The organism is Methylocystis sp. MJC1 (genome assembly GCF_026427715.1).
GTDB lineage: Bacteria > Pseudomonadota > Alphaproteobacteria > Rhizobiales > Beijerinckiaceae > Methylocystis.
In genome coordinates this window covers 3,130,825-3,143,522 of sequence record NZ_CP107558.1, presented here as the reverse complement: position 1 = coordinate 3,143,522, position 12,698 = coordinate 3,130,825, and the positions used below count along the sequence as shown (strand labels likewise).

The following is a 12,698-nucleotide window of genomic DNA, read 5'->3' as shown; positions in this document are numbered from 1 at the left end:
ACAATCAACCACCAAAGTCGGCGCGAATACCCAGCATTCCCGCGTGCGCGCAGTGACGGTCTTGGCCGTCCTCGGTGAACGAATCGGTTGTGAAGCCTTCGTGAGGGGAAACCTCGGCGAATGCGTCCGCGCGCGCCGCCTTCCAGTAGTGGTAAGGGCACTCGGGCCCATGCTGCCGATCCGTCTTGTAAAAGCGGTCGGTGCCGACGACGACCACGAATTCTCGCATCGTCACGTCCGACACGTTCGTAAACGCCTTCAACGCGGGCTTGGCCGGTGCCATATCTGTGGTCGAGCCAGGAGTCGGCTCGAACGGTCCGCGTAGCGGATCGGTGGTCCGGCGCGCTTGAGTGAAGCCGGGGAAATCTTCGAGCAGCGACGGTTCGATTGCAATGCCGAACAGGGCGGCGACCTGCTTCTCAAGCCGGGTCCCGGCCCGGTCGAGCGCCTCCAGGAAACCGGCGATGCTGTCCTCCGAGCGAGGCTCCTCGACCGGTCTCTTCCCATTGAGGTCCGCGATGGCGAACGACCGGATGCCGCTGCGGACGATCAGCGCGGGGTAGATGGCCCGCGTTGGATAGCTCGCCCGACGCGTGCCGGAGGATCCCGAGGTCGCGACGACCACCCCCCGAAACCAGCGTTCGATCCGATCAACCCGGATGTGCTCAAGCGCCTCGGTGACATCGAGCGCCGGTGGAAGTGTGTCTACGAGTCGCTCGCGGTGGAGCAACTCGAAGATGTCGTAGCTGCCGTCTTGGATCTCGTCGAAGCCGACGAAGCAGTGGATCAGCTCGGGCTCGGACGGATTGTCCCCGAGAAAGGTCGCGCATGGGTTCTCGAAGACTATCATCCAGCCACCGGACGAGATAACCGCGCGCTGGAGGCTTGCTCGTCCCTTGCTATCCATCGACTGTAGATAGCGGTGCATCGCGCCGAGATAGTCCGCCCACTCTACGAGCAGTGTGGAAGTTGCGTCGCTAAGCCGCAGGGCGTCTATCGCGTCCGCAATCAGTGCGGGCATCTCCCGCGACGTCGGTCTCTCGGCGCGCGCCGCGTGGGGCGGCTCGACGTCGAACTTCTTGGCCTCAAAGATTACGGTGGGCGTTTGGCTCTGCGGATCGATACCGAGATAGTCTAGGAACAGCCAATCGCCGGAGGGATGCCAAGTGCGCGCCTCCTCAGCGGTCTTCGCCGGGTCGCCTGGGTCCCAGTCGAGGGCGCGCAGGAACTCGTCGACGAGGAAGCGCCTCGTCGCCCGCTCGGTCATCTCCTTCGGAACGTGCGAGGTCTCGGGTCCGCGCGCGTATTCGTCGCGGATGCGCTTCTCGTTCCTGCGGAAGTCGTCGATGATCCTGCGCAGCCGCGCGTCGAACACCATCGGGTCGGCGCGGTGGCTCAACGCAGCAGGTCCGGCAACTCGTAGAGGAGCTTTAGCGCCTCGGGCCAGCCCGCGCCCGAGAAGAGTTCGAGAACGGCCACCAAGCGGCCGCGCCGTGCCGTGTTCTCAAACACCTCGCGGTGGTCGGCGAGGTAGCGGCGGACCAAGCGGACAAGCGCGTCCGACCCAAGGCTCTCAAATTGGTACCACTCGCGCTGGGCGGGGCCGACGAGAAGCTCAGCTACCCGGTCGAACACCATCTCGGGCGCGGCGTCGGCTAGGTATTCGTAAAGTTCGACGAGATGGTGCAAGGTGTGCGCGGTGCCTGAGTGGCCAATCACGTCGAGCGTGTCCGAGTAGGCGTCGAGGAAGGCCTTCTTGGCCTTGCCGTCAATGAGACCCGGGATGTCCTCCCCGGGGTTGCTCCCGCCATGGCGGAACACGCCGGATCCGAAGTAGAGCTGGTTCGAGACGTGGTCGAGCAGCGTCGCGGCGACTTGGTAACGGGTCTCGGCCCTGGCGCGGTCCTCAAGTGTCGCATCCTCGCTCTGGACCTGGTTCAGGCTCTCCCGCATCAGCTCGCTCGCGATCTGGGCTAACTGGTCGGCGAGCTCCTTGGAGCGCAGCTGGATGCCGACGGAGGTCTCGTCGTCGGGACGAACGTACGTCTCGAACAGCCCGGTCCGGATCGTCGAGATGAGTGGCCAGAGATAGGGTTCGCCGCTAACGAGGTCGAACATCCATTCATCGATCCAGCCGCGCGCGGCGGATCGGCCCCGGCCGATCCAAAGGCGGGCCGCGAGCCCCGCGATGGGCTCGGCGGCGGGCTCGCGGGCGCGCTCGGTCTTCTCGCCGTTCTTGCGCGGTAGGCGCTTCAGGATCTCGTCGGCGATCGCCTCGGCGCGTTCGGGCTCGGGCTCGGATATCCGCCTGAGGGGACCGCCAACAAAGAAACCGAGCACCCCAAGGTGGGGCTCCTCGCGGCCGATCCTCGTCGCAAGCTCCCACATCTTCGGGCGGGCCACGTCCCACAGCGCGTTGAGCGACTGGGCAATCTGGAGGCGGACCGTAGGTACCGGGTCGAACGCCAGCCCCTCAAGGCGGTCGATCAGTGACGGGTCGCGGTCGCCGAACCGGCGGCACAGGTCTATCAGCGCCGACGCGGCATAGACGCGCACGTCCCAGTTGCCCCATCCCAGTAAGTCGTCGTCGTCCAGGCCGGAACTCGGCTCGGGGTAGGGGTTCGCCGAGAGCCGGTCGACCAACGCGGTGATTTCGTCGAGCCGGGGATGGTCGGCGACATCCGGCGCATAAGCCCTGGCCTCGGCGATCTTCTCGACGGCGTTGCCGACCGCGCCCCAGCTGGCCTGCTGCACCTGTGCGTGAGCCGTTCCGTCCGAGGCGTCGTCCAAGATGGCGAGCACGTTCCTTGCCGCCGTCCAGAGCTGGCCGACCTGCGCGGCGTCGCACTCGCCTGTCAACTCGTGCAGCATAGCCTCAAGCTTGCGCGTCGATTCTCGGACCGCCTTGTCGCGGCCTTTCGAGAGATCCGCGCCCTCGTGCCGCAGCAGGCTGTCGACAATGTCGTAGTTCTCGCCAGTGCCGAACTCGAACGACACGAAGGGTCGGTTTCCGACGAGCCTGCCCTCCGAGCCTAGGCGGGCCTTCACCTCACGCCCTGATGCCGTGGCGAGTGCCTCGTCGGGTACGGTGGATAGAATGCGGGCGGCTAGCGATACGCGCCACTCCCCGCCGTCGGCTTCACCCGCCTGGGCGGTCGGCCCAGCCGTATCCTCGCTCTCTCGTCGAAGTGGCCGTCCTGTGAGATCTGGCGGCCGAACATCGTGCGGTAGATCTCGAAAGCGAACTCCGGGTCGACTGGGGCGATCGTCGCCGCCCCCTCCGCAAGCCACGGCATCTCCTCGTGTGCGTAGAGCTCGAAGCGCGGATCCTGGAGGATCTGCGTTAGCAGAGCGCGGGACTTAGGTACGTCCGACGCGTAACTCGCTGTCACGAAGCGGATCGCCTGGTTGGCAAGCCCCTGCATGTCGGGGGTTTTAGACCACGCGAAGGAGAGGAGGCCGCGCGCCGCCTCGCCGTACGTGCCCGCGAATTCGTCGTCTTCGAAGTCACCCTTGTCGGCGAGCGTCATCAGCAGGAAGCGCACGCCGTCGGAACATCCGGCCACGAGGTTGCGAACGCCTTCGCGCGCGACGGCCGCCCAGGCTGCCTTCGCACCGGCCGGCAGCCCACCCGGCTCACCCGCACGCATACCGACGAAGCGCGCGAGCCGTTCAAGCGCTGTGGCGAGCTCGCGCGAGCTTCTCTGGTTACACAGGAGGTCGAGGAGGCCGGCGACGTCCTCGGGGCCGGCGACGCCCTCGGCCGCGGTGCGTAACGCAACGCTCGTGATGATGGGATCGATGTCCTCGGTCGCGCACAACCCCGCGATCAGCCGCCAAGTGTCGGCATGGCCGAGGCCGCCCTCGCGCCATGCCTTTTCGACAGCGAAGCGGAGTGCGGGACCGAGCAGCAGACCGATTGCGGGATCGCGGGAGACCTGAGCTGTCAGCGCGTCCGTGTCGTCCCACTCAAGATAGTACCGGCTGGCGGCATGGTCGAACAGGACGTGGTGGGAGAAGGCGATGCGCTCGCCGGCCAGCGCGAGCACTCCGCTCTGCACCAAGTCCCCGACGGCCTCGTTGCGGATTAGCGAACGAAGCACCGTGATCCGCCGCTTGTTGACCATCACAGTGAGCGTGTCGCCGACGGCGACGCGGAGGCGGTCGGTGTTGAGCCGAGCGTCCTCGTAATTCCAGATGAGGTCGGACTGCGTCGTGATGTTCGCGATGCTCTCTGCAGTTGCGCCCGCGCTGACGAGCTCCGCCGCGAGCGATAGGTTGAAGACATTACGCAGAAGCTCCCGCAGCGGGGGCGGGGCCGCCGCGACCAGTCGCGAGAGTTCGGGATCCGACTGCGCGAGCGAGCCGATTTCGTCGGCGCTGAGGCGCGGGACGAGGAAGTGCCGGACGTTGCCGAGGCCGGCGTCCCGGAAGGTCGCGGACGGCGGCTCCCCCTCCATGATGGCGCGAAAACGCGTGCCGTTCTTGAGGTCGAACGTGCGGATCGACGCGACGATTGACCACCGCTCGCCGAGGCGCTGGAGCCCCTCCTGAATCAGGTTCGCGAACACCAGCTCGGACGGCCCGCCACGCGAGGCATCCAGGACGTCGATGATGAGGACGCCGGGCTCGCGTCCCGGCCAGTTCGCCAGCACCTCGATGAGGTCATGCTTGAGCTGGAGCTCGGTCCTCAGCATGTTGCGGCCCATGACGCCGCTGAGGCTGTCGACCGACAGTAGGACCAGCGGCGCGCTTCCCTGGGCGAGGCGCTCGGCGTGGGTTACGAGGATGCCGGTCTTGCCTGCGCCTGGCTCGCCAATAACGAGGAGGCTGCCACCATCGATCGCGTCGGCCAACTCGGAAAGGCACTCGCGTGGGATCGGTGCGCCTCGGGAGGTCGAAAGCCGCGCGTGGCGTGCGAGCCGGTGCAGCTCGGTCGAGGTTCTCGAGACGAGGAGCTGGATATCCTGGTCGTAACCCGGGCTGCGGGTGTCGGCGATCCCGGCAGTGCGAAGCCTCTGCATGAGGCCCCTGCGATCGGCAGGCGCCCCCGTGCGCGTCATCCGGTCGACAACCAGCCCTAGCGAGGCGAGTGCAGCGCTGCCGGCACCCTCGTCCCCGAGCAGCTTGGTCCCGATCAAGCTGGCGGCCTCGCGCTGGTCGGCTCCGCCGTCGTTGACGTCGAAACGCACGATGTGGAGTAGGCGCGCGAGCGCCGCAAGGTCGGTCTCGGTCGGCAGGCTCCCCTCCAATAACTCCCAGGCCGCGCAAGCGCACTGGGCGAACACCCGAAGCGCCGACCCTTGCCTAGCGCCGACGCGCCCCACCGCGTCAGCCCACCTCGCCCCGAGGTCGAAGTGGCGGCAGGCCTCCTCAAGGTCGTCGAGCGAGCCTGACGCGTCAGACGTGACTGCGAGCACGGCCGCAACCTTGATAGGGTCAGGCTCGGTACCCTCCTTCCGCTTGGTGAGGAGGAACGATGCCAGCTGGGTCACAGTATTGGCGAGTGGACCGTCCTTGGCGGCGGACATCGCCGGGCGCGTCTTGCATTGGACGAGGATCAAGCTTCCGTCGGACAGGTCCATCTTGATGTCGTCGAGGAACTGTGCGGTCTCAAACTGGAGCCTTTCGGGCAGCGCGGTGGCGGACAGCCCGAACCGCATGCCGAGCGGAGTCGCCGTAGCGAGGTGCGCGGCGAACCACGCGCCGACTCCGGCCTGGAAGCTCATGCCCGATGCGGTCGCACGACCGCCTGCCGGTCTTGGTTCGTTCGCCATGGTTGAAGGGCTATTCCATTGCGTGCCGCAAGTCGACAGCGGCTCGTAAGGCGCGATCCGTCTTTAGGGGGTCCGCAGCCGATCCGTCGGCTCTTTCCTGTGGAAAATTCAAATGACACTAAACAAGTGTGCATTTCGGCGGCAGCATTACGTCGCTGTCTGTGCATAAATTGCGTCGAAGATATGAGTGGCTAAACACCCTTGCGGAAACAACGCACAATCTGCGCCTAAGAGTGGCTACCGGAGTTGTGAGGAGAGGATAATGAAAAAGGTCGTATTTCCTCTCTCTACAGCTCTGATGATGTCTGCCTGTTCCGTCATGCCTGATGTGACCTATAGGTATTATCCTGCAAAGCTAGAAACTACAGTAACTGCGATTCAAACAATAGATTGCTCAGCAGGGGTACCATTGATCTCTACAGCCGTCACGCCTTCCAACAATTATTCCGCGGATCGTACCCAGGATCCCCGAGAAATTAGAATTACGTCCATGGACTCGCCCCTAGCAGATAATACTTTTGGTATAAAGCTTAGCGACGATGGCAGACTGAAAAACATTAATACTGACTCGACCGGGCAAGGCGAGGCGATCTTGAAGTCGGCCATTTCAATGGGAACTGCATTGGCTCCTTTAGGCATTACCGCAGCCGCAGAGGATCCCGCATGTGCCAAAATGAAAGCGACAGTCAGTGCGATGTCTGCCACGATTAAATATACTACCGTTTTAGATTACAAACAAAAGCCGGCAAAAGGTGGAGAAATACTTGCGCCCACAGCAGAAACAAGAACCGCTTACGCAAAATTGCGCCCAATATTTCCTAGTATCGATCTAAAGCTTCGAACTACGAAAAGAACCCTTTTGGAGCCGCCCGCGACCTATGACGGTGACATGACAGAAATGATACATGTTGACCTCAACCAAGTCGCGAACGTCCACTTGGCTATGACCGGCGGCGGACTTTCTACGCCAATATGGGAGGGAGATGTAAGCGTGCCAACGCCCCACGTATACACTCTGCCCGTGCCAAAATCTGCGTTATTTGGAGGACAAAAATTTGCGCTCGCTCTCAGCGACGCTGGGACAATTACGGAGATATCTTACAATAAGACGACAGGTTTGGCTGGCGCTGCCAATGTAATCACCGCTGGAGCAAACGCAGCTAAACCTAAGTCACCTGCGGATGTTGCGGCCGAGCTAAAGGCTGAGGCTGATACCATCGCTCAACAGACCCGTCTTACTCGTTGTCGGATTGACCCCTCTAAGTGCATTTGAGCGGACAATCTCGTTCCTAATTTTAAACCAGGGTCATGATCGGAACTTCAAACTGATCCATTATCGAATAACGCGTTAAATGGTTGTCTTTCTGGATTTTTGGCCAAAAATTTTTCATCGAAGACCATCAAGCCTGCCGGCCCTACGCATTTGCGCCCCCCCTGCCGGGGGGTGAGGAACAAGGAACTACTGTGAAGCCCCCCGTCGCGCTTCAGGCCCCTGCCGGGGAGGTTGGGGAGACAGTAGTTCCTTGCCACATCAGCCCGGTCTCGGCTCGGCGTCGGCGTTCGTCATCAGGATCGGCGGAAAGCTTTTGACCGGGCGTCGCAACTGAGGGTGGCTGGCGGTCGGTCGGCCGCGAGGTTGGCTGGCGGAGGGCACCGCATTAGCGACAAGCTTAGCGAGAACCAACCTGGCTAAGGAAATTTTTTCTCCGTGGCGACTTAGTGGCGACACAAACGGTAGGGGAGGGCCAATGGTCCCGCATTCCTTCCTACAAGTCTTTGATTTTGTTGGTGAGCGCGCTGGGACTCGAACCCAGGACCCCCTGATTAAAAGTCAGATGCTCTACCGACTGAGCTACGCGCTCTAACCGTTTTGCCCCGTCACATCTGGCGGCGGCTGTAGGCAGGCGGGTCGGTCCGCTTGCCTGCCGCTGGCGCGGCTAGCGTTCAACTACCGGCCGCCGGGGGGCGGGTCAACCCCGTTCGGCCCGTTCAGGCATTAATCGCCCCAAAAACTATCCGGCGAGGAAATTCGCCGCGACAACGACCAAGCCGAAGACAAACGCCGCGATCACGGTGGTGATGGCGGCCTTCTTGGCGAGTTGGGGAGCGACGGGCGAGCCCGGGTCGGCCCCTTCCGGCAAATCTTCACCCGCTTCCTCAGCCGAGCGAACGCCGAGCGGCAGGACGGCAAACAGGACGATCCACCAGATCGTGACATAGATCGCCAAAGCGAGGGGAAGAGGGAAGGGCATGGCTCAGGCCTGCTCGAGTTCGATCAGCGTGCCGCAGAAGTCTTTCGGGTGCAGGAAGAGCACCGGCTTGCCATGCGCGCCGATCTTGGGCTCTCCGTCGCCCAGAACCCTGGCGCCGGCGCCCTTCAGCTGCTCGCGCGCCGCGAGGATATCGTCGACCTCGTAGCAGATATGATGAATGCCGCCCGACGGCGATTTGGCGACGAAGCCGGCAATCGGCGAATTTTCGCCATAGGGCTCCAGAAGCTCGATCTTGGTGTTCGGCAGTTCGACGAAAACGACGGTAACGCCGTGTTCGAAAAGCGTCTCGGGCTCCGTTACCTTCGCGCCCAGCGCGTCGCGATAGACCGCCGACGCTTTTTCCACGCTTTCGACGGCGATAGCGACGTGATTGAGACGACCGATCATTCTTATTTCCCCAAGCCGGGCGGCTATGCCGCGATGTTCCTCGCGGCATTAAGGCCACGGCGGGGCAAATTTCAACCACCCTCGGCGATCGGAGCCTGACCGCGCAGATTGCTGATTTCATCGCGCAGGGGCGTCAGGCGCGGTTCATGCGACGCGAAAACGAACCAGGGACACCCTTCGTCATGCGCCTGACGAAGCGACTCTCTTGCTTCCGCATCGCGGCCGAGGGCGAGTTTTGCGGCCGTCTCGAACAAACGGGGGGGCGCCGCCTCCTCATTGGCCGAGCAGGCGGCAAAGGCTGCTTCAGCCTCCTCGAGCCGTCCCGCTCTCGCGAGAACATAGGAAAGCGCCGCCAGGATCAGCGGGTCGTTCGGAATTGTCTCTAATCCGCATCGGGCCGATTGCTGGGCGTCATCGTGATTTCCCGATAGGCTGCTGGCGATGGCCGCGACAATGCGCAAGCAGGTCACGTCGGGCCGCAGATGCAGCCCCCGGCGGGCCAATTCGCCGCTCGCCTCGAGATCGCCGGCGCAAAGCTCCAGCCAGGCCCGCAAGCTCAGAAGCCCTTCGTCGTAAGGGCAAATGCGAAGCCCGGCTTCGGCGTTCTGGATCGCCTCCGCCAGCCGATCGCCGCCCGCGAGCGCCCAGCTGCGATAAGCGCGGGCCTTGCCGTAATCCGGGTCCCGCGCCAGCGCTCTGTCGAGCATCTCCAGCCCCTCGTCGAGCCTGGCGGCGAGCGTGGCGCGCGCCCAGCCAAGCGCCGCCAAAGCGGGAGGAAAATCAGGAGAAAGCGCGAGCGCTCGTCCGGCGTCGTTCTCGATCATCGCCGCCGCTTGCGCGGGCCGCAGATGCCCGCGAACAACGCGGCCAGCCGCGATATCGGCGGAAAGCGACCAGATCGCAGGCGATTCGCAGCCGCTCTCGACTGCTGCAGCGATGGCCGATTGGGCGCGCGCATAGCCGTCGCGGGAATGCGTTCCCGCGAGCTCATAGGCCGTCCGCCAAAGATCGAGCGTGCGGCCCTCGACGGCTTGTGAGAAGGATAGCGTCGGCTCGCTCTCGGGCGCGAAGGGCTCCACCTTCGCGCGCAGGGAGAGGCCGCGGCCATAGGCGGTCGCGATCAGGTCGCCGAAGCCCGCCTGTCTCAAAGGTTTGCGCAAAAGATAGGCGCAGCGGTCGATCGAATCGTCCGACGGCGGCCGATCGGGCCAGAGCCGACTCGCGATATCCGCCTTGGAGACGACGGACCCGTTCGACTCGAGAAGGAGTTCGAGCAGCTGGCGCGCCTGGGGCCCAAGATGAATCTGGACGCCATCCCGCTGCAAGCCGGTCTGGGCGCTGTAAAAAAATCCTGCGAACCTGACGGAACCGACCATCGTCCCCTCCTGGGTTACAATGTCCGATTCCGACGGTCTGACGCAAGGCCTTAAAATAACAAATCTTTTTGCCTTTGCTAATGCGAGAATCTCGCAAGGGCCCGGCAAAAAAAACGCCGGGCGTACCTCCGGCCCGGCGCTTTAGAACTCACCAAGCTGTCGCCCAGCGCGTTCTTAGCCCGGTTTAGGGGGGCATGGTGACGGGCAAATGACATCACGCCGGCTTCTCGTCACGCTGGCCAGCGGAGCGCTGGTTGTCGTGAAGGGGAAGCGATACACTACCAAACAGGCTTCTTTAGGATAGGAAAGCGCGATGCGTCCTCTGCTCGCCTTGCTCTTGATCGTGGCTGCGCCAGCGGCGGCGGCCGATATAAACGACTACCCCACCTCGGCGCGCGCCGATTATGTGTTCGGCTGCATGAAAGCAAATGGCGACACGCGGCTTTCGTTGGAGCAATGTTCCTGTTCCGTCGACGTCATCGCGAGCATCCTGTCTTATGACAGCTATGTCGCCGCGGAAACGGTCGCGAGCGTCAATCAGCAGGCGGGGCAAATCGGCATGATGATGCGCAGCACGGGCGCCGCGCGCGATACGCTGGAAACCCTGCGCCGCGCCCAGGCCGAAGCGCAAGTTCGGTGTTTTTGAGCAAGCGCACATAGAAATTCATATTTGAGCCAACCGGCGAGGAGCCAATCGAACATGCTCGTTCTTATTCTCGGCATAGCGCTTTTCATTGGCGTTCATGTCTTTTCGACCATGCGCGGCGCGCGCGGCAAGCTCGTCGCGCAATATGGCCTGCAGGCCTATAAGGGCGCCTATTCGCTTGTCGCGCTTCTCGGTCTCGTGCTGATCGTCTGGGGCTTTTCGCGCTATCGCGCCGAAGGACTCATCCAGATCTGGGACCCGCCGTCCTGGACGCGCCATCTCGCCATGCCGCTGGTGTGGATCGCCTTTGTGGCGCTCGCCAGCCGCCGCGCGCCGCCCTCGCGCATCAGGGGCTGGCTGCGTCATCCGACGCTCGTCGCGCTGAAGAGCTGGGCGACGGCGCATCTTCTGGTCAACGGCGACCTCGGCGGCATGCTGCTCTTCGGCTCGTTCCTGGGCTTTGGCGTTTATGACCGCATCGCGGTCAAGCGGCGCGGCGACCTCGGCGCGCCACGCCTCGACGCCTTCACGAAGGGCGACGCCATCGCGCTCGGCGCCGGAACGGCGCTTTACGTGCTGCTCCTCCTGCTGCATCCCTATTTGTTCGGAGTTTCCGTGCTGCGGTGAACTGCATAAAATTCCCGCTTGGATAGATCGCATTGGTATCTGTCATTCCCGGCGGGCCGACAGCCCGGCCGGGAATCTAAAAGGCACAAGAACGCTATTCTGCTCTGGAGTCCGATCGCTCGCGTTGCGAGCGTCCGGAATGACAACGAACCAGTTGACCAAAAATACGTATGGACCCTCTCACCCGGCAAGGCGCGCGAACGCCGTCGCACGCCCGATCAGCGGCAATAGCGCAGCGAGCTCGGGCCCGCTTTCTTCGCCGGTGAGCGCGAGGCGCAGCGGGTGGAACAGCGCCTTTCCCTTGCGGCCCGTCGCCGTCTTCACGTCGCCGACCCAGGCGGACCAAGTCGTCTCGTCCCAGGGCTCCTGCGGCAGAAGCGCGGCGGCCTGCGCGAGGAAGTCCGCGTCCTCGCGGACCGGCTCGATCTCGCCCTCGACTACCCGCCACCATTTCAGAACATCATCGAAGGTCGAGAGATTGCCGCGCGCCGCGCGCCACAGCGGCTCCGCCTTATGGCCGACCACGTCGAGCGCGGCGAGACGTTCGCGCACATCTTCGAACTCGAAAAGCGCGAGCGTGCGATGCGTCAGCGTCGCGAGATCGTCGGGGTCGAAGCGCGCGGGATTGCGCGAGACATGGGCGAGATCGAAATGCTGCCCCAGCTCGGCGAGCGAGCGCACGGCCTGCACATTGTCGGAGGAGCCGGTGAGGGTCGCGAGCGCGGCGACCGCCATGGCCTCATAACCCTCCTCGCGGAGAGAGGCGATGGAGAGCGAGCCCGTGCGCTTGGAAAGACCCTCGCCGCTCGCGCCGATCAGCAGATTGTGATGGGCGAAAGCGGGCGGCGGCGCCTCGGGGGCGAGCGCCGCAAAGAGCTGGAGCTGCACAGCCGTGTTGGTCACATGGTCCTCGCCCCGGATGACATGGGTGATCTTCATGTCGATGTCGTCGGCGACCGAGGGCAGGGTGTAGAGGAAGCTCCCATCCTCGCGGATCAGCACCGGATCGGACAGCGCCGCGCAATCGACATGCGCCGGCCCGCGAATGAGGTCGTTCCATTCGGCGACGCCCGGCGCGAGCTTGAAGCGCCAGTGTGGACGGCGGCCCTCTGTCTCGAGCTTTGCGCGCTCGGCGTCGGAGAGGCGCAGCGCGGCGCGGTCGTAAATCGGCGGCAGACCGCGCGCCTGCTGGATCTTGCGGCGCTTTTCCAGCTCCTCCTGCGTCTCGTAAGAGGGATAGAGGCGGCCCTCGTCGCGCAATTTTGCGGCTGCGGCCTCGTAGAGCGGAACGCGCTCGGACTGCCTGAAAACCGCGTCCGGAACGACGCCGAGCCAAGCTAGATCGATTTCGATCGCCCGCGCGAATTCCTCGGTAGATCGGGCGAAATCAGTGTCATCGAACCGCAGTATGAATCGTCCATGTTGCATTGTGACGAATAAAAAATTGAACAACGCGACCCGCGCATTGCCGATATGGATGCGGCCTGTCGGGGACGGCGCGAAACGGACGATCGGAGAGGTCATGAGGAAGCTTCGTCAGGAGTTTTCGCAAAGCGGGAGCCGGGAAAAGATTCTCGCGCCGCAACCCTTTTGCCAAGAGCCGGCGTATTTG

Annotated in this window: 10 protein-coding genes and 1 tRNA gene; 3 read left to right on the top strand and 8 right to left on the bottom strand. The window is 63.5% G+C overall.

The window, feature by feature from the left end:
• Positions 1-4 precede the first annotated feature (4 nt).
• The 3 genes from OGR47_RS15140 to OGR47_RS15130 form a co-directional block, all read right to left on the bottom strand.
• A complete protein-coding gene (locus OGR47_RS15140) occupies positions 5-1,399 on the bottom strand; it encodes a hypothetical protein (RefSeq protein ID WP_165055930.1) in 1,395 nt (464 codons plus the stop codon).
• Positions 1,396-2,997: a hypothetical protein gene (locus tag OGR47_RS15135; protein ID WP_165055931.1), complete on the bottom strand. Its 1,602-nt coding sequence runs from the start codon at positions 2,995-2,997 to the stop codon at positions 1,396-1,398. Before OGR47_RS15135 ends, OGR47_RS15140 begins: the two co-directional genes overlap by 4 nt.
• Positions 2,998-3,107: 110 nt before the next feature.
• Positions 3,108-5,729: an ATP-binding protein gene (locus OGR47_RS15130; RefSeq protein WP_165055932.1), complete on the bottom strand. Its 2,622-nt coding sequence runs from the start codon at positions 5,727-5,729 to the stop codon at positions 3,108-3,110.
• A gap of 310 nt (positions 5,730-6,039) precedes the next feature.
• Here OGR47_RS15130 and OGR47_RS15125 point away from each other — a divergent pair, with 310 nt between their 5' ends.
• Positions 6,040-7,050 (top strand): hypothetical protein, encoded by a 1,011-nt coding sequence (locus tag OGR47_RS15125; protein ID WP_165055933.1) that lies wholly within the window; start codon positions 6,040-6,042, stop codon positions 7,048-7,050.
• 513 nt (positions 7,051-7,563) lie between these two features.
• Here the strand turns inward: OGR47_RS15125 and OGR47_RS15120 are convergent.
• The 4 genes from OGR47_RS15120 to OGR47_RS15105 form a co-directional block, all read right to left on the bottom strand.
• Positions 7,564-7,639, bottom strand: a tRNA-Lys gene (locus OGR47_RS15120).
• 150 nt (positions 7,640-7,789) lie between these two features.
• The gene (locus OGR47_RS15115; protein WP_165055934.1) at positions 7,790-8,029 is read right to left on the bottom strand and encodes a DUF1467 family protein; all 240 of its coding nucleotides are present in this window, start codon (positions 8,027-8,029) and stop codon (positions 7,790-7,792) included.
• Between the two features lie 3 nt (positions 8,030-8,032).
• Positions 8,033-8,437: a methylmalonyl-CoA epimerase gene (mce, locus tag OGR47_RS15110; protein ID WP_165055935.1), complete on the bottom strand. Its 405-nt coding sequence runs from the start codon at positions 8,435-8,437 to the stop codon at positions 8,033-8,035.
• A gap of 71 nt (positions 8,438-8,508) precedes the next feature.
• Positions 8,509-9,813 carry a winged helix-turn-helix domain-containing protein gene (locus OGR47_RS15105; RefSeq protein ID WP_246729880.1) on the bottom strand — a complete coding sequence of 435 codons (1,305 nt, stop codon included), beginning with the start codon at positions 9,811-9,813 and terminating at the stop codon, positions 8,509-8,511.
• Positions 9,814-10,126: 313 nt separating this feature from the next.
• Between OGR47_RS15105 and OGR47_RS15100 the strand changes: the two genes are divergently transcribed.
• Positions 10,127-10,459: a hypothetical protein gene (locus OGR47_RS15100; protein WP_165055936.1), complete on the top strand. Its 333-nt coding sequence runs from the start codon at positions 10,127-10,129 to the stop codon at positions 10,457-10,459.
• A 54-nt stretch (positions 10,460-10,513) separates the two neighbouring features.
• A complete protein-coding gene (locus OGR47_RS15095) occupies positions 10,514-11,086 on the top strand; it encodes an NnrU family protein (protein WP_165055937.1) in 573 nt (190 codons plus the stop codon).
• A gap of 180 nt (positions 11,087-11,266) precedes the next feature.
• On the opposite strand, the gene gltX is transcribed toward OGR47_RS15095, so the two are convergent.
• The gene (gene gltX, locus OGR47_RS15090) at positions 11,267-12,610 is read right to left on the bottom strand and encodes a glutamate--tRNA ligase (RefSeq protein ID WP_165055938.1); all 1,344 of its coding nucleotides are present in this window, start codon (positions 12,608-12,610) and stop codon (positions 11,267-11,269) included.
• Between the last annotated feature and the right edge of the window lie 88 nt (positions 12,611-12,698).